At 60.6% G+C, this 24671-nt stretch carries 21 protein-coding genes and 1 other RNA gene; 7 read left to right on the top strand and 15 right to left on the bottom strand.

The window, feature by feature from the left end:
• Positions 1-140: 140 nt before the first annotated feature.
• From BUB62_RS06620 to BUB62_RS06650, 7 genes are all read right to left on the bottom strand, one after another.
• Positions 141-1040: a glycosyltransferase family A protein gene (locus BUB62_RS06620; RefSeq protein ID WP_073107766.1), complete on the bottom strand. Its 900-nt coding sequence runs from the start codon at positions 1038-1040 to the stop codon at positions 141-143.
• A gap of 117 nt (positions 1041-1157) precedes the next feature.
• On the bottom strand, positions 1158-1853 hold the full coding sequence (locus BUB62_RS06625) for a cell division ATP-binding protein FtsE (protein ID WP_073107769.1): 696 nt from the start codon (positions 1851-1853) through the stop codon (positions 1158-1160).
• A 120-nt stretch (positions 1854-1973) separates the two neighbouring features.
• Positions 1974-2177, bottom strand: coding sequence for a fructose-6-phosphate aldolase (locus BUB62_RS06630; RefSeq protein ID WP_073107772.1), 204 nt, complete (start codon positions 2175-2177; stop codon positions 1974-1976).
• Positions 2178-2284: 107 nt separating this feature from the next.
• Positions 2285-2941 (bottom strand): fructose-6-phosphate aldolase, encoded by a 657-nt coding sequence (gene fsa / locus BUB62_RS06635; protein ID WP_073107775.1) that lies wholly within the window; start codon positions 2939-2941, stop codon positions 2285-2287.
• 92 nt (positions 2942-3033) lie between these two features.
• Positions 3034-3130, bottom strand: an RNA gene (gene ffs, locus BUB62_RS06640) — signal recognition particle sRNA small type.
• Positions 3131-3244: 114 nt separating this feature from the next.
• Complete coding sequence (locus BUB62_RS06645) at positions 3245-3691, bottom strand: carboxypeptidase-like regulatory domain-containing protein (RefSeq protein WP_073107778.1); 447 nt, start codon at positions 3689-3691, stop codon at positions 3245-3247.
• A gap of 222 nt (positions 3692-3913) precedes the next feature.
• Positions 3914-4381: a carboxypeptidase-like regulatory domain-containing protein gene (locus BUB62_RS06650; protein ID WP_073107781.1), complete on the bottom strand. Its 468-nt coding sequence runs from the start codon at positions 4379-4381 to the stop codon at positions 3914-3916.
• Positions 4382-4609: 228 nt separating this feature from the next.
• Between BUB62_RS06650 and guaA the strand changes: the two genes are divergently transcribed.
• Positions 4610-6142, top strand: a complete 1533-nt coding sequence (gene guaA, locus BUB62_RS06655) for a glutamine-hydrolyzing GMP synthase (protein ID WP_073107783.1) — start codon at positions 4610-4612, stop codon at positions 6140-6142.
• A 234-nt stretch (positions 6143-6376) separates the two neighbouring features.
• On the opposite strand, the gene BUB62_RS06660 is transcribed toward guaA, so the two are convergent.
• The 8 genes from BUB62_RS06660 to BUB62_RS06695 all read right to left on the bottom strand — a co-directional run bounded on the left by BUB62_RS06660 (position 6377) and on the right by BUB62_RS06695 (position 18717).
• Positions 6377-7663, bottom strand: coding sequence for an HlyD family secretion protein (locus BUB62_RS06660; protein ID WP_073107785.1), 1287 nt, complete (start codon positions 7661-7663; stop codon positions 6377-6379).
• Positions 7664-7741: 78 nt separating this feature from the next.
• Complete coding sequence (locus tag BUB62_RS06665; RefSeq protein ID WP_073107789.1) at positions 7742-9967, bottom strand: peptidase domain-containing ABC transporter; 2226 nt, start codon at positions 9965-9967, stop codon at positions 7742-7744.
• A 577-nt stretch (positions 9968-10544) separates the two neighbouring features.
• The gene (locus BUB62_RS06670; protein ID WP_084538877.1) at positions 10545-11237 is read right to left on the bottom strand and encodes a DUF1361 domain-containing protein; all 693 of its coding nucleotides are present in this window, start codon (positions 11235-11237) and stop codon (positions 10545-10547) included.
• 232 nt (positions 11238-11469) lie between these two features.
• The gene (locus BUB62_RS06675) at positions 11470-12975 is read right to left on the bottom strand and encodes a TolC family protein (RefSeq protein WP_159437415.1); all 1506 of its coding nucleotides are present in this window, start codon (positions 12973-12975) and stop codon (positions 11470-11472) included.
• 8 nt (positions 12976-12983) lie between these two features.
• Positions 12984-14384 carry an HlyD family secretion protein gene (locus BUB62_RS06680; RefSeq protein WP_143164061.1) on the bottom strand — a complete coding sequence of 467 codons (1401 nt, stop codon included), beginning with the start codon at positions 14382-14384 and terminating at the stop codon, positions 12984-12986.
• Between the two features lie 173 nt (positions 14385-14557).
• Entirely contained in the window at positions 14558-16270 is a 1713-nt protein-coding gene (locus BUB62_RS06685) for a peptidase domain-containing ABC transporter (RefSeq protein WP_073107795.1), read from the bottom strand.
• Between the two features lie 102 nt (positions 16271-16372).
• Entirely contained in the window at positions 16373-17047 is a 675-nt protein-coding gene (locus BUB62_RS06690; RefSeq protein WP_073107798.1) for a TetR/AcrR family transcriptional regulator, read from the bottom strand.
• 206 nt (positions 17048-17253) lie between these two features.
• On the bottom strand, positions 17254-18717 hold the full coding sequence (locus tag BUB62_RS06695) for an NADP-dependent isocitrate dehydrogenase (protein ID WP_073107801.1): 1464 nt from the start codon (positions 18715-18717) through the stop codon (positions 17254-17256).
• A gap of 226 nt (positions 18718-18943) precedes the next feature.
• Here BUB62_RS06695 and BUB62_RS06700 point away from each other — a divergent pair, with 226 nt between their 5' ends.
• The 6 genes from BUB62_RS06700 (at position 18944) to BUB62_RS19650 (ending at position 24658) form a co-directional block, all read left to right on the top strand.
• The gene (locus BUB62_RS06700) at positions 18944-19990 is read left to right on the top strand and encodes a prohibitin family protein (RefSeq protein ID WP_234988645.1); all 1047 of its coding nucleotides are present in this window, start codon (positions 18944-18946) and stop codon (positions 19988-19990) included.
• Positions 19987-20760 (top strand): hypothetical protein, encoded by a 774-nt coding sequence (locus tag BUB62_RS06705; protein WP_084538879.1) that lies wholly within the window; start codon positions 19987-19989, stop codon positions 20758-20760. Before BUB62_RS06700 ends, BUB62_RS06705 begins: the two co-directional genes overlap by 4 nt.
• Positions 20761-20935: 175 nt before the next feature.
• Positions 20936-21370, top strand: coding sequence for a hypothetical protein (locus BUB62_RS06710; protein WP_073107807.1), 435 nt, complete (start codon positions 20936-20938; stop codon positions 21368-21370).
• 52 nt (positions 21371-21422) lie between these two features.
• Positions 21423-21926, top strand: a complete 504-nt coding sequence (locus BUB62_RS06715; RefSeq protein ID WP_073107810.1) for a hypothetical protein — start codon at positions 21423-21425, stop codon at positions 21924-21926.
• 65 nt (positions 21927-21991) lie between these two features.
• A complete protein-coding gene (locus BUB62_RS06720; protein WP_073107813.1) occupies positions 21992-22306 on the top strand; it encodes a hypothetical protein in 315 nt (104 codons plus the stop codon).
• Between the two features lie 381 nt (positions 22307-22687).
• Positions 22688-24658: an ABC transporter substrate-binding protein gene (locus BUB62_RS19650; RefSeq protein ID WP_084538880.1), complete on the top strand. Its 1971-nt coding sequence runs from the start codon at positions 22688-22690 to the stop codon at positions 24656-24658.
• Positions 24659-24671 lie beyond the last annotated feature (13 nt).

Genomic DNA, 24671 nt, shown 5'->3' on the forward strand with positions numbered 1-24671 from the left:
GAAAAAGACAAAATAGAACGTCCTGCTGAGCTTACCGAAGCATCTCTACCGCATCGTTGCAATGGTAATCCAACGAAACGGTCGAGATGCTTCGGCAAGCTCAGCAGGACGTTCTGCTTGTTAAGCTTCCTAATCTGACTTCACCCCTGTCCCAACTCCCGCAGCAGCCACGAGAGTTTCAGCAGATCCAGCTGCCGCAGGCTGGGCGTGGCCGAGAGCAGGTTGCGGCGCAGCGTGGGCTCCAGCGCGGCCAGGGCGGGGCGGGCCAGCCAGCCTAGGCCGTTTTTGCGCAGCTGCAAAGCCGTGCGCAGCAGGCGGGTTTCGGTGCCCAGCCCTTCGGCCCGGTACAGCAGCGCCAGGTTTCGCACGGCCTCGTGGGTTTTGCGCAGAAAATCTTCGGCCGGCTCCAGCCCGTCGTGCAGCACGGGGTTGTCGAGGTGGCGCACAATGGTGCCGGCCTCGCGCAGCCGCCAGCCAAATTTGGTGTCTTCGTGGCCGTAGCGCGTCAGGTCTTCGTCGAGGCCGAAGCGGCGAAATACTTCGGCCTGAATCAGAATGTTATTGAGGGTAAGTTGGGCGTGGGGTGTGGGCTGGCGCACGGCGGCCCGGCGGGCTTCGCGGTGGCGGCCGTAGTGCCAGCGCAGGTACAGGCGCGGGTCGGTGGGCGGGCTGAACTCGTAGAGGGTGCCGCCCACCAGCACCGGGGCCAGCGGGCGGGCCGCGGCGTAGCGGGCAACGAACTGGTCGTCGGGCAGCAGGCTGTCGTTGTCGAGCAGCAGCAGCCACTCGTGATGAGCGGCGGCAGCCAGGCGGTTGCGAATGGCGGCGCGGCCCACGTTGTGCGGCAGCTCCTGGTAGCACACCAGCGGCCACACAGCCAGCAGGCGGTTCAGCTCCCGAAATTCCGGACTTGAGCCATCATCCAGGCACAGAATCTCCACCGGCCCGCCCCAGTCGGCGGCCTGCTCCAGCAAGGTACTGACCAGCACCGTCACGTCGCGGTTGTACACCGGAATCAGTACGGAAAGACCCTTTTTCAATTAAGAATGCGGAATTAAAAATTAAAAATGGGGCAACGGCGCAGTAGGCATTGCCTCGCCGCCGGCTCAGGCACCGAGCTTATCCATGCTTATGGGCCACTAAATAATCTTTAATTCTTAATTCTCCATTTTTAATTGAAACGGCGTAACGGCCGAGTCAATCAGCTGGCCGTTTTCGCACTTCAGCACCCGCTTCGGATACTGCCGGATGATCTGGTAGTTGTGGGTGGCCATGAGCACAGCCGTGCCGGAGTTGTTGATTTCCACGAACAGGCGCATAATGCTGTCGGCCACGTCGGGGTCGAGGTTGCCGGTGGGCTCGTCGGCCAGCAGCAGCAGCGGCTCGTTCAGCAGCGCCCGGGCAATAACCACGCGCTGCTGCTCGCCGCCGGAAAGCTGGTGGGGCATCTTGCTGGCCGAGCCGGCCAGCCCTACCCGCATGAGCACTTCCGAAATGCGCTGCTGAATCTTGGCCTTGCCGCTCCAGCCGGTGGCTTTGAGTACAAACAGCAGGTTTTCGGCTACTGTGCGGTCGAACAGTAGTTGAAAATCCTGGAAGATGATGCCCAGCTTGCGGCGCAAAAACGGGACTTTGCTGCTGCTCAGCTTGGGCAAGGCGTAGCCGGCCACGGTGGCCGCCCCCGCCCCTACCGGCAGATCGGCATACAGGGTTTTGAGCAAAGAGCTTTTGCCCGAGCCCGTGCGCCCCACCAGGTACGCAAACTCACCCTTTTCCAGCGTGAACGACACTTTCTGCAGCACCGTATTCACGTCCTGCGACACGTAGACATCGTGCAATTCAATAACGGACATGCTTTTTTGGGGTCTTGGGGCTTGGGGACTTAGGGGCTTGGTTGGTGGGGTCTCATAGGCTTGAGGTCTTGGGTTTGCCAGCACAAAGACCAGATAACTAAGACCCCAAGACCCCCAAAATCAGATTTCCAGCTTCTGGAGCTTGCCAAATTCCAGGCCGGCAATGATGGCAGCCAGCTCAGTTTCCTTGCTTTCCAAGCCGTAGCGGTGCAAGTCCTTCAGCGGCCGGTCGGCCCGGAAGTAGGCGATGAGCACAAACTCCTCGTTCCGCAACTGAATGTAGTCTGGAATCTTGGCCTTGCCCTTTACTTTGATGATGTACATCGGTTTGATGTGCTAATTTTTTGATGTGCTAATGTGCTGTTGTAAGATAACCTCTCCCAAGCAGGGATAAGCAGCACATCAGCACATTACAGAATCAGCAAATTGACCTAAGAATTAACCTTCTTATGGTCGGCCAGGAAGGTGGCTAAGCCGCTGTCGGTGAGCGGGTGCTTCAGCAGGCCCGTAATCACGCTCAGCGGGCAGGTCACCACGTCGGCCCCGATTTCGGCGCACTGAATCAGGTGGGGCATGTGGCGCACGGAAGCAGCCAGCACCTGCGTGGGGTAGCCGTAGTTGCTGAAAATCTGCACGATCTGCTCCACCAGCTGCAGGCCATCGTGCCCGATATCATCGAGCCGGCCCACGAATGGCGACACGTAGGTAGCGCCGGCCTTGGCGGCCAGCAGCGCCTGCCCGGCCGTGAAAATCAGGGTGCAGTTAGTCTTGATGCCTTTCTCGGAGAAGTAGCGGATGGCCTTCACGCCGTCGCGCGTCATGGGCACCTTCACCACGATGTTCGGGTGCAGATCGGCCAGCATTTCGCCTTCGCGCACCATTTCCGCGAAGTCAACCGCAATAACCTCCGCCGATACGTCGCCTTCCACCATCTCGCAGATCTGGCGGTAGTGCGCCATCACGCTGTCCAGGCCCTTGATGCCCTCTTTGGCCATCAATGAGGGGTTGGTGGTCACGCCATCCAGCACGCCGAGGTCTACGGCTTCCTGAATGTCTTTGAGATTGGCGGTATCAATGAAGAATTTCATGCGGGAATTGCTTGGAAAAAAGAATACCCCAAAGCTAACCGTTTGCCGGCAAACGCGGCGCTGGTCAGGGTTGGGGCTTAGGAAAAGGGCAAAAAAAAGCGAGCCAAAATCGCACCGCTCAACCGTCTACCCTTGCTACCTTCCGGTCCTGGGGGAGTTCAACAGGAGCTGGTCGTTCTGACTCGCCGGGTGCAAATATACACGATGTCTGTTGCGCTACCGCTATGGCCGGGCAAATGATTGCGGCTATTTCTATGTTTCCATCAGATACTCAGCCGCTTTATTTTTGCGGCCGCGCCGGCACTAGTGCTTGCGGAAGGCTTTTACCGCGGCTTTGCTGCGCTTTTTGAGGTCTTTCTTGTAGCCGGGGATGGCCTCGAGGCGGAAAGTAAACGGCTCGGGGCCCTGAAGCTGCTGCCGCGCCTCCTGATACCCGGCGTAGCTCACGCCCACCGTCAGGGCCGGCTCGGTGGCGGCCAACAGCACCTCCCCGTTCGAATTAGAAATAGTAGTCTGCGACCGGCCCGAGAGCAGGCCGAACGTGACGGTAACGCCCGCCAGCGGCTCGCCGGCCGCACTAAGCACCCGACCGGTGATGTAGCGCACAAGCGGCGCGGCCGGCTTAGTCGGCTGGGCCGCGGGTTGCTGGGTAGCCACCCAAGTGCTCGAAGTAGTTTGGGCCGAAGCGGCCAGGGCCGGCAGCAGACTCAAGCTGAGCAGCGCACCGGAAAAGCAGGAGAAAGAACGCATAGGAATCGTAAACTGAAAAGATGAGCAGCTTTTGGCTACCTGTTAACCAACCAGCCCAACAAAGCCGCCACGCAATTACGTCTTATCCGATGCCTGTTTTTTTGATTTTCTGTGAAGACAGACTGCTGCCCGGCGAAGCGCCCCGAATAGCGGACCAACCGCTGGTGCCAACCCCGCCGACCGCCGCCGGGCACTATACAATGCCGCGCACCGCGCCGACGACTACTTCTTATAGTAGGCTTTCACCGCAGCTTTGGTCTGCTTTTTAAGCTGCCGCTTGTAGTCAGGAACGGGAGCCAGGTTGAAGGTGACGGGCTGTGGGCTCGCCAGGCTCAGTTCCACGTCTTCGTAGCCGGCGTAGCTCACGTGCAGCATAGGCACGGCGGCCTTGGAGCGCAGCATATACGTGCCTTCCGCATTCGTAACGGCCACCTGATCTTTGTCGGGGCCGATGGAAACCAGCGCCCCGGCCAGCGGCTGGCCTTTTTCGTTCAGCACCGTGCCTGCATACAGGCGGCTGCGCTCGGCAGCCGAAGCGGCTGGCGCGCCGCCGGCACCGGCCGGCATCAGCACGGCCAGCGACTCGGTGGGCAGCTGGCGGGTGGAGGCACTTTGGTTGGTTTGGGCCAGGGCCCCCAGCGGCAGGGACAGACCAAACAGCACAGCGAAGGAACGGACGATGCTTTTCATGCAGCGGTATGGCTAAAAAGAGAGTAGAAAGATGACGAGTGCGCAGGCAATAGCACAAAGCAGAACCCGTATTTCGATGTAATTATACAAACAAATACTTTTATTATAACAATATATAATCACAAATTTTATTTGCGGAGTACTACTAAAACAAAATCAGGCGCTTTCCCGCCCGGCTGCCTGGGCAATGAATTTTGCCCGACCCGGATGCCTGCCTACCTTTGCCGCATGCCCGAACAAATCCTGATTCTCGATTTTGGCTCCCAGTACACGCAGCTCATTGCCCGGCGCATCCGGGAACTGAATGTGTACTGCGAGATTCACCCCTATACGCACGCCCCGGACCTCACTGAGGACATCCGGGGCGTGGTGCTTTCAGGCTCGCCGTGCTCGGTGCGCGACCCGGAAGCGCCTAACCCCGACCTGAGCCGCTACCTGGGCCGGGTGCCGGTGCTGGGCGTGTGCTACGGGGCCCAGCTGCTGGCCCAGCAGCACGGCGGCGAGGTGCTGCCCGCCACCATCCGCGAGTACGGCCGCGCCCGCCTGGCGCGGGTGCACCACGACAGCCCGCTGCTGCACGGCGTGCCCACCGAGTCGCAGGTCTGGATGTCGCACGGCGACACGATCAAGACGCTACCCGCGGGCTTCGATATCATTGCCAGCACGCCGGAAGTGACCGTGGCGGCGTTTCAGGTGGCGGGGCAAGATACGTATGGCATCCAGTTTCACCCCGAAGTGACGCACAGCACCGACGGCAAAACCCTACTCCAGAACTTCGTGGTGAACATCTGCGGGCTGGACCAAAGCTGGACCCCGGAGCACTTCGTGGATAGCATGGTGGCCACGCTGCAGCGCACGATCGGCGAGCAGGACCAGGTAATTCTGGGCCTCTCGGGCGGGGTGGATTCTTCGGTGGCGGCGCTGCTGCTGCACAAAGCCATTGGGGCCCGCCTGCACGGCATTTTCGTGAACAACGGGCTGCTGCGCCAGAATGAGTATGAGCAGGTGCAGCACTCCTATAAAGACCTGGGTCTGAACGTGCGCGGCGTGGATGCCGCCCAGGAGTTCTACGCCGCGCTGGCCGGCCTGACGGACCCGGAGCTGAAGCGCAAGGCCATCGGGCGCACGTTCATCGAGGTATTTGACCGCGAAGCCCAGAAAGTAGAAGGCGCCCGCTGGCTGGCCCAGGGCACCATTTATCCGGATGTAATTGAGTCGGTGTCGGTGAAGGGGCCGGCCGTGACCATCAAGAGCCACCACAACGTGGGCGGGCTGCCTGAGAAAATGAACCTGCGCATTGTGGAGCCGCTCCGGGCCTTGTTTAAGGATGAGGTGCGCGAGGTGGGCCACACGCTGGGGCTGCCCGCGCCTATTCTGCACCGTCACCCCTTCCCCGGTCCCGGCCTGGGCATCCGCATCCTCGGCGACATCACGCCCCAGAAAGTGGACCTGCTGCAGCGGGCCGATGCTATTTTCATCAATGGCCTGAAGGAATACGGCCTCTACGACCAAGTGTGGCAAGCCGGCGTGATGCTGCTGCCCATTCAGAGCGTGGGCGTGATGGGCGATGAGCGCACCTACGAGCAGGTGGTGGCCCTGCGCGCCGTGACCAGCGTGGACGGCATGACCGCCGACTGGGCCCACCTGCCCTACGAATTTCTGGCCGACATCTCGAACAAGATCATCAACCAGGTGCGCGGCATCAACCGCGTGGTGTATGACATTTCCAGCAAGCCCCCGGCTACCATTGAGTGGGAATAAACCACGGATTCACGCGGATTTTTCACCGTCCGGCAGCCCCAGCGGGGCGACATGTCGGTAGCAAAACGAATCGGAAGTAGTACTAAAGCCCCAGCGGGGCGGCACCTCGTTCAACAGTTGGTGCCGCCCCGCTGGGGCTCATGCTACTTTGTGCTGGTTATGGCTACCGATATTTCGCCCCGCTGGGGCTGTTGCTCAATACGCCGCAACTTGGGTGTGCTGATGGCTGCCTACTTAGTTGAGCGTGCCGAAGCTGGCCCGCAGCTGATAGAAAATCCGGTCAAACAGGCTGGTTTCTTCCGTTATCACCTCCGCCGTGGCGCTGATGCGGTTGCGGTACACCACCTTTTTGCCGTAGGTGGTGCGCAGGCCATCGGGCAGCACCACCTTGGCCAGGAAGTTATTGTCCGTGGTGGGCATCTCGGCAATGGTAGCAATTTTGCCGTTCAGCAGCCCGTATTCCTTGAATGGATAGCCGTCGAGCTTAATCAGCACTTTCTGGCCCACTTTCACTTTGCCCAGGTTCTGCTGGGGCACCAGCATCTGCCCGTAGTAGTGCGTAGAGGTCGAGCCCAGAAAGAACACTTCCTCGTTGGCCCGCACCACCTGGTTCACTTCCAGAAACCGGGAAAAATACACCTTGCCGGCGCCGGGAGCCGACAGGATGAAGCGGCTTTTCCAGTCGGCCACGGCACTGCGCAACGTATTCAGGCTCTGCAGGTAAGCCTCCGCTTGGTCGCGCACCAGCTTGTTCAGCTCCAGCAGCTCCTGCTCTTTGGCGGCCTGGGCCGAGATGTTGTTCAGCCGCGCCGATTCGGCCTGTTTTAGCGGAAACTGCTTGGCCAGCGCCCGGCTTTCCTCGCGCCGCACGTCGGCCGGCGCGATAACGCCCTGCGTGGCCAGCTGCTGCTGCGCCGCCAGCTCCTTGCCGGCCAGCTGCGAGTCGCTGCTGTACAGCTCCGATTGTTGGGTCAGGTTTTTTTCAATCCGCTTCAGATTGGCCAACTCGCCCTCCAGCAGCTGCTGCTTTTTGCTGAAAAACGCCGCCGCGCCGGTACTATGGTATTGCGAACGAATCTGGGCAAACTCCTGGTAGCGGCTCTGCAGCTCCCCCAGCTGATTGGCAAAGTCAACGGATTGAAAATCAGTGGGCATCAGGCGGGCAGACGGGTGGTTCTGGCTCAGCTGGTCCAGATACTGCGCCAGCTTCAGCACCTGGGCGTGGTTGGCCGTGCTTTCCAGATAAGCCAGCGGCTGGCCCGGTGCCACCGCCTGCCTCTCGCGCACCAAAATCTGCACGATGCGGCCGTTCAGCTTGGCCACCACCGATTTGGGCGCGTTGCTGGAGGTCATAAAAAACGTGCAGCGCACGATAGTCGGAAACTTCACCAGGTAGCTCAGCGTGAGCAACGCTGCGAGCAGCACGAAAAACAGGCTCGTGCCGATACGAATAAACCAGTGCGGGCGCGAGGTAATAATTTCTTCCAGCTCGTCGCTGTGGGTTACAAGTGTTGAGGTCATACTTTTTATTCGGTGCAGGTATTTTATTTCGGCCGGAGCCAGGCCTAAAACCGCAGTCAATAATTAGCGCCAAAGCGGCTACGAGTCCAGCTCAATCTGATTTTTCACCAGCGTGTAATAATAGCCGCGCTGGCTCACCAGAATATCGTGCGTGCCCTGCTCCACTACGCTGCCGTTGTGCATCACCACAATATTATCGGCATGGCGCACGGTGCTCAGGCGGTGTGCTACCACAATCACGGTGCGCTTATCCAGAAACTGCTTGAGATTATTAAGAATGGCACTTTCGTTGGTGGCATCCAGCGAATTAGTGGCTTCGTCCAGAAACAGAAACGACGGATTTTTATAGACCGCTCGAGCTATCAGCAGGCGCTGCCGCTGGCCCTGGCTCATGCCGTTGCCATCCATCCCGATGCGGGTATTAAATCCGGAAGGCAGCGACTCCAGATACTCTTGAATATTGGCTACTTTCACCGCGTGCAATAGCCTGGCCGTGTCATAATTTTCTTCGCCCACGGCAATATTGCGGGCAATGGTATCGGAGAAAATAAATCCTTCCTGCGTCACTACGCCGCACTCGTCGCGCCAGGCCTCCTGCCCTATCTGATCGAGGCTGATGTGGCTGACCTGAATTTTGCCGCGCGTGGGCTGGTAGAATTTCAGCAATAATTTCAGCAGCGTGGTTTTGCCGCTGCCGCTGGCCCCTACCAGCGCCGTAGTTTTGCCGGCCGGAATATGCAGATTGATACCATGCAGCACCAAGCGCGCCTCCGCTCCCGGATAGGCGAAATCAACATTTTTCAGGCGAATTGATTTTTCTGCCGGTAGCGTCTGCAGGCCTACTGCCGAGCCGGGCTCCTCATCTTCTAGGGCATGAATCTCGTTGAGCCGCTCCAGGCTTATTTGCGCATCCTGCCAGGTTTGGGTGAATAAAATCAGCTGCTCTACCGGCTTATTCAGCTGGCCCAGAATATATTGAATAGTGAGCATCGTACCCAGGGTAATATGCCCGTCCACCACGGCTTTGGCGGCCAGAAATGTAATAAGAATATTTTTTCCTTCGTTAATAAATACCGCGCCGGCCTTTTGGTATTGCATGGTGGCCAGCCCCCGGTAGTTTATTTTAAACAGCGCCGCCTGAATCTTCTCCCACTCCCACCGCTTCTGCCGCTCCGAGTTGGAGAGTTTGATATCCTGCACGCCCTGAATGAGTTGCACAATGGCGCTTTGATTACGGGCCTGGGCCGTGAAACGCAGTCCATCAATCTCGCGGCGGTTTTTCAGAAATACCAGCGCCCACGCCACGTAAGCCAGCGTGCCAAACAGGAAAATCAGGAATATGGTAAAGTCATAAATACCCAGTACTATTCCGAAAATAAAAATACTGAGCAGCGAAAACATGGCCGATAGCGACGTACTGGTCAGGAATGTTTCTATCCGCTCATGGTCATTTATGCGCTGCATGATGTCGCCAAACAGCTTCGTATCGAAGAACGAAATAGGCAGCCGCAACAGCTTAGACAGGAAATTTGACAGAATCATCACATTGACGCGTGAGCTGATATGCAATAATATCCAGCCGCGAATAAAATCAACGATGTTCTGACTGGCAAAAAGCGTGAGCTGGGCAATCAGAATGATATAAATAAACCGCATGTTGTGCGTGTTTATTCCAATATCGACCACCGATTGGGCCAGAAAAGGCAATAGCAGCTGAAATGCGCTGCCTACCAACAGCCCGAAAAGCAGCTGCACCAGTAGGCTTTTGTATTTAAACAGATAGGCAAAAGCCTCTCTGAAGCCTACTTTTCTCCCGGAATCTAGTGATTTATCCAGGTAAAATTCCGGCTTGGGCTCCAGCAGCAATACATTGCCCTGGCTAACGCCTTCCTGACGGTAGCTCAGCCAGCCCGCCATAAATTCCTCGTACGTTTGGGTAAGCAGACCCTGGGCCGGGTCGGCAATCTGTACGAGCGTGTGGGTATTATTTTTGCGCGAAGAAAATCTTTTCTTTTTAAAGCCCCAAACGACGACGAACTGATTGTTTTTCCAAGGCACGATGCAGGGCAGCGTAGCCTCGCTGGCCAGGCGGGAAAAATTAAGCTTCACCCCCAACGTCTGAAACCCGATGGCCTCTGCGGCCTTGCTGATGCCATTGATAGAGGCGCCTTCGTGATTTAGCTCGCTGCTTTTGCGCAGGGTTTGCAGGCTAAAGTAGCGGCCGTGGTATTTGGCCACCATGCGCAAACAGACCGGACCACAGTCAAGCGCTTCCGGCTGCTTATAAAAAGGAAATTCAGGCACGTACTCTTTCGTTTTATGAGCGTTTTTTCAAGCAGCTAATCAGTTAAACCACTTATATATTATCAGTAATTATTATACTCATTTATAGCCGAATCTTGCCATTTGTGCGGGGCTGTACACATGGAACAGGCCGTACTGCCTGCGCACAGTGAATCATCCGACGCTAGCCGGCAGAACTTAAGAAATAGTCGAATGGTCTTACTTATCAGCCCGAGTTGCTACCAGCCTGCGCAGCAATACTTTATCACCCAGGCTAACAAACTCAAAACCTCGTAGTCAGCACTATGCTTTGTTTAGACTGCATTTTGCCGATTCAATATTAATAAATTATTATCTTTTATGCTGTACTCAGAGAATTTATTTCTGTCTTTTTTCAGGTTACGCGGATTTCACCTATTCTAAAATCAACTGTAGCTGCTTCAGCTAAAGCCAACAGATACTGCAATGCTTACCTGCAAGCTGACTAGCCGCTACAGCTGGTTTGGAGCAGGGCTGCGTTTATTGTAGGTACTGTTTGGGCTGGTTCGTCGGCTTTCTATATCTCCAACTGTACATAGCCACCGGGAGGCCGCTATGGCTATGACGATGGGCGTTGTTCCAGGCGGCCCAGCAGGCGCACGGTGGCATAGCCCAGCAGCAGAAACACGCCGTAGAGCAGCGTGACGCCCCAGGCCCGCGGGTGCTCGAGCGGATGCAGCAGGCGGCTTAGGATATCGTAGAACAGGCTGAGCGGGTTGGTGATGACATCCCAGGAGTTGAAGCGCAGGAAGCGGCCCAGATAGATGCCGAAGCTGCTGAGCAGCAGGGCCACGGTGGCGAAAATCCAGCCGGCGGCCCAGCCCAGCCGGCGCGCCACCAGGGCCTGCATATCCAGCAGGGAGGCGTAGGTGAGCATCAGCCCGTTCCAGGCGCAGCTCAGGATCAGGGCCAGATCGTACCAGTAGGGCACGCCGGCGCGGCGCTCCAGATGAAACAGGTCGGTGAGGATGTAGGGCGCGTTGGGGAAAAACAGCAGCCAGGCTAGGCCTACCGGCACCAGCAGCCGCGCTTTCAGCCGGCCCGCCGCTACACCCAGCATGGTGCTTAACCCAAACGGAATGAGGGCCAGAAACAGATTCCAGAGCAGAAATACGAACACCAGCTCGTGGGTCCAGAACACGCGTAGCGTAATCAGCACCGCGCTCAGCGTGAGCGAGGCCCCCAGCAGCAGCAGCAGCTGCAGACGCTGGCGCATCCGGGGCATAGACAGAGCAAGGGCGGACTCAGACATACGGCCAAGTTCGGAAATTCCGGGGTTGGAAGCCAACAGAGCGAGGCATGTTGGGCGCAGCCGAAGCGCCTCGCGGGCTGACGTTTGATTACTACTCCAACGTCAGCCCGCGAGATGCTTCGACAAGCTCAGCATGACAATACAATTGCAACGTCAGCACGCGAGATTCCTCGGTCCCTGGCTTGATGCGCCACATGCTCGGAGTGACGTTCTTCTGGCAACTACCTCAGCCCTACTCCTCTACTCCGCCGGCGGCCCAGCGCAGCATGGCCTGGGTTTGGGCGTATTTGGCCTGCAGTTCGGCCAGCTTCACGCGGGCACTCACCAGGGAGGCCTCGCGGGAGTTGAGCAGGAAGATAGAGCTTTCGCCGTTTTCAAAGCGGATTTGCTCGCCCTGGCGTAGGCGCTCGGCGTTGCGGACCACCTGCTCCTGCAAGGTGAGCTGCTCGCGCAGGGCGGCCCAGTCGTTGGCCACGGTGCGCACGCCGGTCTGGATTTCGCGGGTGTCCTGCTGCAGATCCAACTCGGTTTCGCGCAGCTTCAGGCGGTTGAGCTGGAGCTTAGCCCGCTCCTGGCGCAACAGCAGCGGATAGGCGAAGCTCACGCCCAGCTTGTAGTTATTCTGCAGATAGGAGCCGTTGAAGCTGGCTCCGGTTTCGGGGTTGAAGGGCTGGCCGGCCTGCAGCAGGTTATAGTCGAGGGTGAGCTTGGGCAGCAGCTTGTTGGAGAGCAAGCGGCGCTCGACACCCAACTGACTGAGCTTGGCGCGGCTTTTCTGCAGCTCGGGATGCAGCTGCTGGGCCAGCTCGGTGAGGGCGACCAGCGAATCGGGGGGCAAGGCGGGCCAGGCGGCGGGCAGTACCTGGGGGCGCACGGTGGCGGGCAACTCGCGGGGCTGCTGCTGCTCGTCCCAGAGGTAGTTGCTGAGCAGCAGGGTGGCATTTTGCCACTGCACCTGCGCCTGGGCCAGCGTGGCCTGGCGGTTCTGCAGCTCCGTGAGAGCCTCCACCGAGTCGATGGCGGCCAGGTCGCCGAGGCGCACCCGCTCGCGCACGGCCCGGAAGCGTACGTCGGCCAGCTCTACGTTCTGGCGCAGCAATGCCTGCCGCTGATAGCTCAGGCTCCAGTCCCAATAGTCTTTGGCGGCCTGCAGCACCAGCTTGTTGAGGGCGCCGCGGCGCTCAGCTTCGGCCAGGCCCTGCAGGGCGCGGGCCTGGCGCACGGCGGCGCGGCGCTCGTCTATCAGCAAGCCCTGGCCCAGCGGCACCGACAGGCCCACGTAGCTCAAGCCCGGCTGCGAGGTTTTGCTCTCAGGGTTGACGCTGAAGCCCACGCCCCGCTCAAAGCCCGCCTTGAGGTCGAGGCCGTACCACACCGGCACGCGCAAACTCGCGTCCCAGTCGTGAAAATACTCCTTGCCGCCGAAGGTCTTGCCGTAGTATTTGCTGGTAGCGGCCGGGTCGAAGAGGCCGCGGGCAAAGCGTACTTCCTGCAAAGCCCGTTCGGGCAGCAGCGCCGCCTGCCGGGCCACCGGGTGCCGCAGCGTGACGTAGGTAAGCAGGTCGGCGAGGGAAAATACCTGGCCGGAATCGGGGGCGGCCACTGGCACGGCAACCAGCGGAGCCGGCAGCGGCCGGCCCAGGCCCTGCCCGGCGGCGGGCCGCTGGGCAGCCGCCGGCGCAGCCAGCCCCCCGGCCAGCAGCGACCCGGCCAACGTCAGCTTCAGCAGCCTTTTCAACGACATCCTCATTTAGCTTCCTCCTCCTCACTGTCGGCTTTCGCCGCTTTATCGGCTTTCTTGGCCTTGCCGTCTTTGGCGCTGGCATTGGGGTTGCCCACAAAATTAGGTGGGAAGCCGTTCACCTGCCGCCACAGTTCGTACCAGATCGGCACATCATCGAGCAGCGCCCAGCCATATACGCCGGAACCTACGCGCAGAGGCTTGGGCCAGGGTTCCTGAGCCGGATCGGGGGTGACCAGGATGCGGTACTGGCCCTGGGAGTCGATATTATCAATAACGGACACGATGCCGCCGAAGGTGCCGAAGCTGGTGCCGGGCCAGCCGCTGAACACCAGCGCGGGCCAGCCGTCGAACTGCAGCCGCACCTGGCGGCCCACCCGCAGCAGCGGAATATCCATGGGCTGCACATACAACTCGGCGGCCAGGGCTGGCGCGTTGGGCATTACCGTCACAATGGCTTCACCTTCCTTCACCATCTCCCCGATGCCTTCTTTCAGGGCCCGCACCACATAGCCGTCTTGGGGGGCCGTAATCTGGTAGTAGCCGGCCCGGATGCTGAGGTTGGCCAGCTCGTTGCGCATCTTGGCAATCTGGCCCTCGGTATCGAACTGGTAGCCCGTGGTAGAGCGCCGCTCCGACTCGGACTTGGCCAGCTTATCCTGGTACTCGGCGGCCAACGACGACAGCTCCAGCTGGGCGTTGGTCAGCTCCTGACGGCTGGCACCCAGCTTGTTTTCCACGGCCTGCCGCTTGGCGGTGCTCTCTTGGAACTTGAGGCGGCGCTGCTCCAGCTCGGTCAGGGACTTGAGGCCCTGACGGTACAGCTCTTCCTGGCGGGCCAACTGCTGGCGGGCAATGTCAAAGTCGTTGTTGGCGGCGCGCAGCTCGGCCTCGTCGGAGTTCACCTTCAGGCGGGTCTGGCTCACCTTGTTGCGGGCTTTGTCCAGGCTCACCTGCAGACCGGCGCGCAGGGCGTTTTGCTGTTCGCTGAGGGCTTCGCCCTTAGCCCGGTTTTCCTGCAACGAGGCAATTTTAGCCTCCAACTGCTCGCGGGTGCGGGCCAGCAGCTCGGGGTCGAAGTACTTCTCCTTGATTTCGGTGATGGTCACCAGCGTGTCGCCCTTGCGCACGGCCTGGCCTTCGCGCACGCGCCAGCGGTCAATACGGCCGGCAATGGTGCTGGGCACGGTCTGGGGGCGGTCCTGGGGGCGCAGGGTGGTGAGCGTGCCGGTCGAGCGGATGTTCTGCGTCCAGGGCAGGAAGCCGGCCAGCAGCACCAGCCCACCCAGCACGGCCAGCACGCGGGCCAGCACGCGGCCCGTGCGCGGGGTCTGCACGTAGCCAAACGAGCGGAATCGGCTCGTCGTCGGGTCGGTGGCAGCCAGTGGTTTTTCAGCAAACGGCATCTTAGGATCAATTAGCAGTTAACATTGAGCAATGAGCAGTCTGTCATGCTTCATCCGGCGTAGGCGAAGCGAAGAACCTTGTAGTGGAGCGATGTTCATTACAACGACTCGTTTCTATTCTAATAAGGTTCTTCACTGCGCGTATGTCGGATGAAGCATGACGAGGCTGCTGCTTACTGCTCGTTCCCCGTCATTTCCGAATACGGGCCGTCGGCGATGAGGCGGCCGTTGCGGAGCTGCGCCACGCGCGGGCACAGGGCCAGCACGCGCGGGTCGTTGGAGGCCAGCAGCACGGTCCAGGGCTGGTCGGGGGCCAGCAGGCGGCCCAGCACGCGCAGGCGCTCGGTGGGCGCTACGCCGGGCAGGAAGTCGTCGAGCAGCAGCAGGCGCGGGCGGTGCAGCAGGGCGCGGGCCAGCAGCAGCTTCTGGCGGGCACTTTCGGCCAGCGGGGTGCCCACGCCCAGCGGCGTGCTCAGGCCCAGCGGCCGGGAATATACGTCGTCGCGCAGGCCCACCAGCTCCAGGGCCCAGGCCACATCGTCGGGCGTGAGGTGGGGCTGGTCGAGGGTCAGATTCTGGAGCAGCGTGCCATCAAACACGCTCTGGTGCGAGATATTGTCGCCGATGTGGTGGCCCAGGTCTTCGGTGGCAATGTCCTGCAGGGCCAGCCCATCGTAGGCCACCACGCCCGAATAGCCTTCCAGCAGGCCGGCCAGCACCCGTAGCAGGGTAGTTTTGCCCGAACCATCGAAGCCGGCCAGGCCCAGGTGCTCGCCAGCCTGCAAGGTGAGGGATATATCGTGCAGCGGGTGCTTTTTGGTGCCGGGGTACTGGTAGCTGAGGTGGTGCAGCTCGACGCGCATGCCGGTGCGGCCGGCCGGCAGCGGCAGGTTGGAGCCGGCGTGGGCGGCCACGGTGGGCAGGTCGAGCACGTGCCCGATCTTGTCGAGCGAGGTCAGCGCGTCATACACCACATCCAGCTTCAGCAGCACTTTTTCCACCGCCGAAATGGTCAGAATAATTACGATTTCGGCCGCCACAAACTGCCCGATGTTGATTTGCTTGGCAATGAGCAGCCAGCACCCGATGGTGAGCAGCGCCGCCGTGATAAGCGTGCGGAACGCCACGAACCCCCAATACTGCGTGACCAACACCCGAAAATGGCTCTGGCGGGCCAGCAGGTAGCCTTCCACCAGGTCGTCGGTGCGGCGCAGGGCCAACTCCTGCCGGGGCGGGTGGCGGAACGTGTGTACCGTGCGGGCCACGTCTTCGAGCCAGGCCACCACGCGGTACTTAAACTTGCTTTCGGCCAGGCTGGTGCGCAGACCCTGCGGACCGGTAAGACGAATCATGAGGGCCAGCAGGCCGACCAGCAGCAGGCCGAAGGCAATGAAGACCGGATGGTAGAACGAGAGCAGAATCAGGCCGAACAGAATCTGCAGCGCGGCGGCCGAAAACTCAATCAGCAGCGTGGAAAGACCCTTTTGGAGCGTGGGCGCGTCGAGCAGGCGGTTCATTAGCTCGGGCAGGTACTGGCCGTCGAGGGCCTCGGTACGCACGCGGGGCAGGCGCACGGCAAAATCCAGCGCCACCCGCGCAAACAGGCGCTGCTGAATGTATTCGACCAGATATACCTGCATCACCTGCAACGCCCCCACCAGCAGCGTGCCCAGCACAATGAAGCCGATGAGCACCACCAACGACGTGCTCACGGCCCCGCTGCTCACAAACCCAATCACCGACTGCACGCCCAGCGGCAGCGTGAGGCTGATGAGCCCGGCCAGCGCCGCATATACATACAAGTACGTAATGTCGCGCCGCTCCGAGGCCAGCAGCTGAAACAGGCGCTGACCGGGTGTAAGAGCGGACGGATGAGAATCTGCCATATTTTGTCAGTTGTCAGTTGGTAGTCGTCAGTTGTTCGCTGTCAGTTGTTAGTCTTGAACAAACTGACAACCGACAACTACCAACTGACAACTAAAAACTCATTACCGCAGGGCGGCGAAAACCAGGTTTTCGAGGAAGGAATAAATTTGTTTTTCGGCTTCGCTCTTATCCGGCGCATCGGTGAGCGAGGGCAGGTGATGGGCAAAAAAGAGCTGTTTGCGGGCCGCCTCCAGCAGGGTGCTGGCCAGCGCGTGCGGGTGGGCATAAGCTGGGTTCAGCGCCTGTATCACCAGCGTGATATCGGCCACCAAGCGCTTATACTCCCGAAACAGGCCCACCTGGTTGTCGGCATCCACCTCGCGGGTGAGGTACGATTTGGAGGCCTCGTTGATGACGATGCGGTAGAGCGCGGCCTCGTCCAGCTCGGTGGTGGCGGGGTCGTCGTGGTGGGCGCGGGTGAGGATGCCCAGAATCAGGCGCATTCGCTCGCGCGGGTCGGGCACGTTGTGGGTATGAAACCGGATCTGATAGCCCAGCCACGCCCAGTACCACGATACCAGGTACACCAGCAGCCGGTGTTTGTTCTCGAAATAGCGGTAGAGCGAGGCCTCCGTGGACTCGATACGCAGGGCCAGCTTCTTGAAAGTGAACTGCTCGAAGCCGATTTCATCAATCAGCTTCACGCTTTCGCCAATCAGGCGGCGGCCCAGGTCCGTGTCCTGCGGGTCGCGCAGGTAGAGCTTCTCATTCAGGTCGATGCGCAGGATGGTACTCATAGTAAGGTAGCGGGAAAACAGGTGAGACTTCGCCCAACGGGCAAGTAATACTTCTATTAGCCAAAGCTACTGCTTCAACCAAAAAAAGCACCGCAATAGCTGGCCATACGCCTGCTTTCAGTTCGCGGAGCAAAGGTAGTGCCCTGGCGCAGGCCCAGTCTTAAGAAGGAATTAAATGCAGGTTAATTCCCGATTAAAGCCCGGCCCTACTCGCCCTGCCCCAGCGAAAACACCCGCTGCCCGTCCATCAGATACAGGTTCTCGGTCTTGATGATCAGCACGTTGTCCTCGGCCATGCGATGCTGCAGTGCCAGCACCTGGCCAAACTGCACGGACGCATAGGCATCAGGCGCAGTGCTGGCCGCCACGAAGCGGCAGCGCCAGTGGTCGGTGCAGAAAGTTTCGGGGTGCCCGTCGGGATACACTTTCACGCCGCGGTTGGTAATGATTTTGAGCCGGAGCAGCGGCCCGGCGAGGGTCGCCAGCTGCTGGCCCAACTGCGCGGGGTCAGTGCCGTCCCAGCGCACAAACACATCGACGCCCACCAGCTGCTGCACCACCGGGGCCCGCTCGTAGCGCACCGAGGGCGCAGCCCGCTCCATGTTCTGGCCCACCTGAAACGGGCGCAGCTGCTGCGGCACCCGACCCAGGCGCTCAATCACGGCATCGGCAAAGCCCGTGGTCGTGACTTTGGCCTGGCTGGTTTCGGGGCGGTACACGTCGGCCGTGTGCAGGCCGTCTTCCAAGGCGCAGAGCCAGGCATTGTGCACGCGGGCGGCTACCTCGTTTTGCCCTAAGTGAATGAGCATGAGCACGGCGGCTTGTAGCAGACCCGAAGGGTTGGCAATATCGCGGCCCGCAATGTCGGGGGCCGAGCCGTGAATGGCTTCGAACAGCGCGCCCTGGTCGCCGATGTTGGAGGAGCCGGCCAGCCCCACCGAGCCCGTAAGCTGGGCCACCACATCGGAAATGATGTCGCCGTACAGGTTCATGGTCACCACCACGTCGTACTGCTCGGGCGTGTCGGCCAGGCGGGCCGTACCGATGTCGATGATCTGGTGGTCCTGCTCGATGTCGGGGTAGTGCTGCCCGATTTCCATGAACACGCGGTGAAACAGGCCGTCGGTGAGCTTCATGATGTTGTCCTTGGTCATGCACGTCACGCGCTTGCGGCCGTGGCGGCGGGCGTACTCAAAAGCGTAGCGCACGATTTTCTCGCAGCCGGGCCGGCTCACCAGCTTCAGGCACTGCACCACATCGGGGGTTTGCTGGTGCTCGATGCCGGCGTAGAGGTCCTCCTCGTTTTCGCGAATGATGACCACATCCAGGTCGGGGTGGCGGGTGGCCACGGCCGGATACAGCGAGCGGCAGGGGCGCACGTTGGCATACAGGCCCAGGGTTTTGCGCAGCGTCACATTCAGGCTTTTGTAGCCCCCGCCCAGCGGCGTGGTGATGGGCGCCTTGAGCAGCACCCGCGTGCGCTGCAACGATTCCCAGGCCTCCGGTCCGATGCCCGAGGCGTGCCCGGCGCGGTACACCTGCTCGCCCACATGAATGAATTCGGGCTCCAGCGCGGCTCCGGCGGCATCCAGTATGCGCAGGGTCTGGGTCATGATTTCGGGGCCAATACCGTCGCCGGCGGCTACTGTGATACGGGCTTTGGGTTGCATAAACAAGGGACTTAAGGATGGAAGAGGAAACAGCGGGGTGGTTTTGCCGGTGCAAACATAAACATACTTTTCAAAAAAATAGCTTTACTATCAAATAAAATAGCGCTGCCTTTATTCTGCCGATTCATGTCAAAAAAATATGAAGCATTAAGCAACCAAAATATTAACGCTATTGTATATGATAGTAAAACTACCAATAATGGTAGCAAGACTAAATTCTGCGGTTATGTCTTTCCTCCCCCACTTCCGTCCCCGACTGATCAGGCGGCCGTATGCCATGCTTTGCGCCCGGCTGCCGCTCACTCCACTTGCGGCCCATCGGAGTGTGGGGCGCGAGGAAGTACGCGCGATACTGGCCACGCTCTGTTCGTATAGCCTGCACCGCTCCGTGCTGACGATGCGCCCGCTGGCTGGCCTGCTGGTGGCGGCCGGCCTGGTGCTGAGCGGCTGCACCACCGTGCGGCAGGGCGAAATAGGCGTGAAACGCACGCTGGGTCGCCTCGATCAGCAGGTTATCCTATCGGGCCCCAAGACCTTCAATCCTTTCCTGACGACCATCATTAAGGTGCCCGTCACGACCCAGAACCTGGAAATCCGCTCCAATCTGCCGTCCAAGGAGGGCTTATCCATTGGCTCCGACATCTCCATTCTGTACCGGGTGAAGGCCGAGCAGGTGCCTAACATTCTGCAAACCACCGGCCGCGACTACGCCAACATCCTGATTCTGCCCGTGTTCCGCTCGGCCGCCGCCGACGTGTGTGCCCGCTACTTCGCCAAAGACATGCACAGCGCCGAGCGGGGCGTGATTGAAACCGCTATTCAGGCGCGCATGAACGAGGTGCTGAGTAGCAAGGGCTTCGAGATTGAGAATGTGCTGATGAAGAACATCACGCTGCCCGCGGGCCTGGCCAAAGCCATTGAGGATCGGCTGGAAGCTGAGCAGGATGCCCTGCGCATGGAGTTTCAGAAGCAGCGCGAAACCCGCGACGCGGAACGCCGCGTGATTGAGGCCGAAGGGCAAAAACGCATTGCCGTGGTGCGGGCGCAGGGCGAGCAGGAGGCCAATATCATTCAGGCCAAAGGCAAGGCGGAAGCCATGCGCATTGAGGCTGAAGCCGTGCGGGTTACCAACCAGCTCATCAACCGCGACCTGACGCCGGCCGTGCTCAAGTTTAAGTCCATTGAGGCTTTCCGGGAGCTGTCGAAGTCGCAGAACTCCAAAACCATTATCACCAACGGCACTACGCCCGTACTGAACACGCTGAGCCAGTGACCATAAACCGCTTTTTTTCCGCTTCCGGCTCCGGCCGGCTACTGCTGGTGCTGCTGCTCAGTATTCGCTACTCGGCCCAAGGCCAGCAGAATCTGTTCAATATTCCGGCCGGCGACCTGACGCCGCAGGGCAAGGTGTTTTTTCAGCACCAGACCAACATCTACAACCGGGGCTACTTCGAATCGAAAAACCACTTCGTGTACGGCCTGGGCAAGGGCTGGGAGGCCGGCCTGAACGTGGTGAACCTGCAGATGAACTTCCGCCGCGGCCGCAAGGACTGGCTGGGCACCAACCCCGACAACCGCAGCATTCCGCTGGCCCCATTGGTAAAGCTGACGAGCCAGAAGTTCTTCTTTCTCTCAGACCGCCTCAGCACCAGCATCGGCACGCAGGTGGGCCTCAACCCCATCCGCTTTAGCGGGGTGAGCCGGGAGCTGACGCACTTCTCCTACAACACCTGGGCCTGGATCCCCCGCTCCCACGTGAAGGTGGTGGCCGGCCCCTACCTCTCCGACCGGGGTACGCTGGGCGCCGGCAACCGGGCCGGCCTGCTGCTGGGAGCCGAGTTTCCGGTGACAAAAAAGCTGCTTTTCATGGGCGACTTTATTTCGGGCAACAACTACACCAGCGCCTCGGTAGTTGGATTTAACTACCTGGCCACCAAACGCCTGCAGCTATGCCTGGGAGCCTTGCTGCCCAACCCCGGCACCAGCAACCGCCCGGGCCTCGTGTTTGAGCTGAACCTGCTGGGCTACGACGACCCGCACTAATCCGGCCCCGCTTGCCGCGCCCGCTTGAGGGCCGGCCGCACGACGCAGCTGCCCGCGCCGTCTTGCCTCTGCTCCAGATGCTTCCCGTTTTCCGCTTTCAGTCATGGCCCGTTTATCGTTTTTAATACTGCTTGTAGGGGTGCTGGGGCTGCCAAGCCCGGTTTGGGCCCAGCATATGACCACGGTTCAGAACCGGCAGTTTCAGGTCAAATACGAGGTGCCGGCCCACTGGAGCGTGACGCACCAGCGCACCGACTCGGTGGAGGTGCTGCGCTACCACAACCCCGACGATAATACCGTGCTCTGGGTAGGACAGCTGCGGGGCCGCCACGCCAGCCTGCGGCCGGCCAAAGCGCTGCAGCGCCTGCTGCGCCATCTGGGGGCCACCCGCCACGAAGAGCACAACGTCTCCTCGCACGGTCTCGACTTTCTGGAAAGCACAGGCACCTGCTTCGTCAATGGCCAAGAAGTGCGCTACGATGCGCGGGTGACCACCTCGCAGCGCCACGTGCTGGTGGTGTACGTGTATGCCACCACGGCTTCCTTCGCTACCCAGGCCCGGCTGCTGCATCATGTGCTGGAAAGCATTGCCCCCCTGCAGGGCAAGTAACCAGCCACTCTTCCGGTCTCTTCCCCCCCCCCATTTTTTCCCCTTCCCCGCCATGAAACTTCTGCTGCTGTTGCTTCTGAGTATGCTGCCCCTTCGCCTGCGGGCACAGGCGGCGGCCCCACTGGAATGGGTGCGCAACCCCCAATACCAGTTGCAGTACCGTGTGCCGGCCGACTGGAACAAGCTGCGCCAGGCCACCGATACCACCCTGGCTCTCACGCACATGAGCCCCGACCAGAACATGATGCTCTTTATTGGCAAGCTACGCGGGGCAGCAGCCAATATGACACCCGAACAGGCGCTGTTTCACCTCACCGAAAAATTTGGGGTGCCCATCAACAAGCAGTATGCCACGGCCTACAACGGCATCCGGTTTCTGGAAACTACCGGCACGGGCAGTATGGATGGGCGCGCGTTGCGCTACGACGCGCTGGCCGCCCACCACCGCGGCCACGTGCTGCTAATCTACATTTTGGCTACGCCTGACGCCTTTATGAATCATGAGCCGCTGATGCAGGAAATTCTGCACAGCATGGCCCCCTACAAAGGACGCTAGCCTGCCCCCGGCGGCCGGCGCGGCCGAACCAGCCTTGTTTCACTTCCCGCTTTTGCTTCTTTTCCATGATTCTGTTCAATCTGCTCACACTGAGCCCCGCCGCGGCCCGCACCGTGGCCCACCTGGTGCTGACCGAGCGCTTGGCCACCGATGTCTTTGTGGACGAGGCCATTGAGAACTACTGCCTCACAGCTGCCGGCACTGTGAGCACCGAACCCCTGTATCGGGTTCTTTTTCTGACCAAAGCCCTGCTCTACCGCCGCATCGAGCTGCTGCTGCAAGAGCAATTCCCCGACAACGACTTCCGCATCTACGCCACAGCCGTGACGCAGGTGAATGATGCAGAAGCCGAGCGGGTGCGCCGGCTGCAACCCGCCTGACGTGAATACCCGGGCTGACCAACGCGGGCCATCTTGAGCGTCCGACCGTAACCAACTCATTCTCATCAAACCGACTGGAGAGCGGGAACCCGGCTTCCGGGCCGCCACGCGCGGACACCTGCCACCAGTGGTCGGGTAGCGCCAGCTTACGGTGCCCCTGTGCGCACCGCCGGCACCCGCCGGAGTGGCACAGGGAAAAGCAGACCCGGTTGCCCGGTTTGGGGCGGCCGGGTCTGCGTTGTTAGGGGCACTGCTGACCAGCTACGGGGGTAGTAAGCTTGGGCAATCTATTCCCCACGCTATCTGAGTACCTTTGCCGGGCTTGCGGCCCTGTGGGGCGCGGGCCTGTTCTTCGCCCGTTTTTTTCGGCCTCTTCTTCATATGAAGATTTTCTCCTGTTTGCAACTTTCGGTGCTGAGTTTGGCGCTGGGACTGCCGGCGCTGGCTCAGCAGCCGGTGCGCCCGGCTCCGACCAAAGCCACGCCCGCCAAACCCACCCCAACTGCCAACCCGGCCGCCGCGCCGGTTCGCCGGCCGGCCAGCCCGGCTCCGGCGGCCAAGCCAGCAACCAAGCCGGCAGCCAGCCCAACGGCCAAAGGTGCTCCGGTCAAAACGGCTCCGTCCGTTACCAAACCCGCCGCTACCAGCCCTCCGGCGGCTCCGCCCCGCCCGGCCGTAGCGCCGCCCGTGCGGCCCACTGGCCCGCCCCTGCCCGCCCGCATGGGCTCCACCGACCCTAATACCCGCTACCAAAACGGCAAAACCCTCATCGGTCAGACGCGCTACGAGCTGGCCATGCAGGAGCTAGAGCCCATTGCGCAGCCTAAAGCGCAGTTTGAGCGGGCTCCCGAAGCGGCCTACCTATATGCTATAGCCGCCACGCGGGCCAAAAAATGGGCCGAGGCCGAGCAGATGCTGAACCTGCTGCGCACCGAGTATGCCGCCTGGCCCGGCCTGCCGGAAGCCTTTTTTTTGCAGGCTCAGGTTTCCTTCGAGCAGAGTGAGCCCGAAAATGCCCTGCTGATTCTCAGCCAGCTGCCCGCCGATAAACTCAGTGCGGAGCGCGAAAACATGAAGGCCGCGTATTTGCCGCGCATCCGGGATAAAGTACTGTTTCAGAAGCTGCTGCAAACCTACCCGCAGGATGCCGCGCTGGGCCGCGCCTACGCCGACAAGCTCGTGAGCGGCGGCTGGTACACCGAGGCCGACAAGCCCCAACTCGACCAGCTCATCAGCCAGCTGGGCCTCGACCGCGCCCGCTACACGCCGCGCCCCCGGCCAGCCAAAAAGAGCAGCTACAACGTGGCCGTGCTCCTGCCCTTCGAGTTTGCGGACCCTAGCTGGGAAACGCGCCGCAAAAACCAGTTCGTGACGGACCTCTATGCCGGCTTGCGCCTGGCCCAGGACTCGCTGCAGCGCGAGGGTCGGCCCCTGCAGCTGTTTGCCTACGATACCGGGGCCGACACGCTGCAGCTCAAGCAGGTGCTGGCCCTGCCCGAGTTGGCCGGCATGGACCTGATTATTGGGCCGGTGTACAAGTCGGGGAGCAAGCTGCTGGCCCGCTACGCCCAGCAGCGCCAGATCGTGTGCGTGAATCCGCTGTCGCAGGATGGGGATTTGGTGCTCGATAATGGCTGGCACTACCTCTTTGAGCCCAGCTCGGCCACCCAGGGCCGGGCGGCGGCGCAGTTTGCCTTCAGCCAGCTCACGGCCCGCACCGCCGTGGTGCTGCACGAAGACACCAAGGACGAAGCCGCCTTCGCCCTGGCCTACAAAACCACCTACGAGGCGCTGGGCGGCAAAGTCATCCAGCTGCGCCGCCTCAATTCCGACGTAGAAGAGTCATTGGCCGCGGGCTTCGCGGGGCTCGATCTGAAGAGCGTGGGGCACCTAGTGGTGGCTTCCGACCACCGCAAAGCTGGCCCGTACACGCTGGGCGTGCTGCAGGCCCAGGGGGCGCGCGTGCCGCTCATCACCTACGCCTCCTGGCAGGAAAACGCCCGCATCGGCCTCGGCCAGCTCGATGCCCGCGACGTATATTTTGTGCAGCCTAAGTACCTGGATAAGACCGCGCCCGGCGTGCGGCGCTTCCGCCAGCTGTATGTGCAGCGCCAGAATCTGCCCCCCTCGGTGTTTGCTTTCACGGGTTTCGAGCTGCTGTATTACTTTGGCAGTCAGCTGCATCAGCACGGGCCGGCTTTTCAGCAAAACCTGGCCGCGTCCGGGCCGGTTTCCGGGAGTGTCTTCCAGGGCATCGGCTACCCCGGCGGAGCCCACGACAACCAGTATGTGCCGCTTACCAAGCTCGAACGCCTGGAAATAGAAGTGCTGAACCCGGTGGGCGTGCGGTAGCACAACTTTCGCG

Source organism: Hymenobacter daecheongensis DSM 21074 (assembly GCF_900141805.1).
GTDB lineage: Bacteria > Bacteroidota > Bacteroidia > Cytophagales > Hymenobacteraceae > Hymenobacter > Hymenobacter daecheongensis.

Excerpts from the sequence above, each read along its gene's own strand:
- BUB62_RS06625 (WP_073107769.1), bottom strand. The coding sequence starts at position 1,853 with ATGTCCGTTATTGAATTGCACGATGTCTACGTGTCGCAGGACGTGAAT.
- BUB62_RS06630 (WP_073107772.1), bottom strand. The coding sequence starts at position 2,177 with ATGTACATCATCAAAGTAAAGGGCAAGGCCAAGATTCCAGACTACATT.
- fsa (WP_073107775.1), bottom strand. The coding sequence starts at position 2,941 with ATGAAATTCTTCATTGATACCGCCAATCTCAAAGACATTCAGGAAGCC.
- BUB62_RS06645 (WP_073107778.1), bottom strand. The coding sequence starts at position 3,691 with ATGCGTTCTTTCTCCTGCTTTTCCGGTGCGCTGCTCAGCTTGAGTCTG.
- BUB62_RS06650 (WP_073107781.1), bottom strand. The coding sequence starts at position 4,381 with ATGAAAAGCATCGTCCGTTCCTTCGCTGTGCTGTTTGGTCTGTCCCTG.
- guaA (WP_073107783.1), top strand. The coding sequence starts at position 4,610 with ATGCCCGAACAAATCCTGATTCTCGATTTTGGCTCCCAGTACACGCAG.
- BUB62_RS06660 (WP_073107785.1), bottom strand. The coding sequence starts at position 7,663 with ATGACCTCAACACTTGTAACCCACAGCGACGAGCTGGAAGAAATTATT.
- BUB62_RS06670 (WP_084538877.1), bottom strand. The coding sequence starts at position 11,237 with ATGTCTGAGTCCGCCCTTGCTCTGTCTATGCCCCGGATGCGCCAGCGT.
- BUB62_RS06680 (WP_143164061.1), bottom strand. The coding sequence starts at position 14,384 with ATGCCGTTTGCTGAAAAACCACTGGCTGCCACCGACCCGACGACGAGC.
- BUB62_RS06685 (WP_073107795.1), bottom strand. The coding sequence starts at position 16,270 with ATGGCAGATTCTCATCCGTCCGCTCTTACACCCGGTCAGCGCCTGTTT.
- BUB62_RS06690 (WP_073107798.1), bottom strand. The coding sequence starts at position 17,047 with ATGAGTACCATCCTGCGCATCGACCTGAATGAGAAGCTCTACCTGCGC.
- BUB62_RS06695 (WP_073107801.1), bottom strand. The coding sequence starts at position 18,717 with ATGCAACCCAAAGCCCGTATCACAGTAGCCGCCGGCGACGGTATTGGC.
- BUB62_RS06700 (WP_234988645.1), top strand. The coding sequence starts at position 18,944 with ATGTCTTTCCTCCCCCACTTCCGTCCCCGACTGATCAGGCGGCCGTAT.
- BUB62_RS06710 (WP_073107807.1), top strand. The coding sequence starts at position 20,936 with ATGACCACGGTTCAGAACCGGCAGTTTCAGGTCAAATACGAGGTGCCG.
- BUB62_RS06715 (WP_073107810.1), top strand. The coding sequence starts at position 21,423 with ATGAAACTTCTGCTGCTGTTGCTTCTGAGTATGCTGCCCCTTCGCCTG.
- BUB62_RS06720 (WP_073107813.1), top strand. The coding sequence starts at position 21,992 with ATGATTCTGTTCAATCTGCTCACACTGAGCCCCGCCGCGGCCCGCACC.
- BUB62_RS19650 (WP_084538880.1), top strand. The coding sequence starts at position 22,688 with ATGAAGATTTTCTCCTGTTTGCAACTTTCGGTGCTGAGTTTGGCGCTG.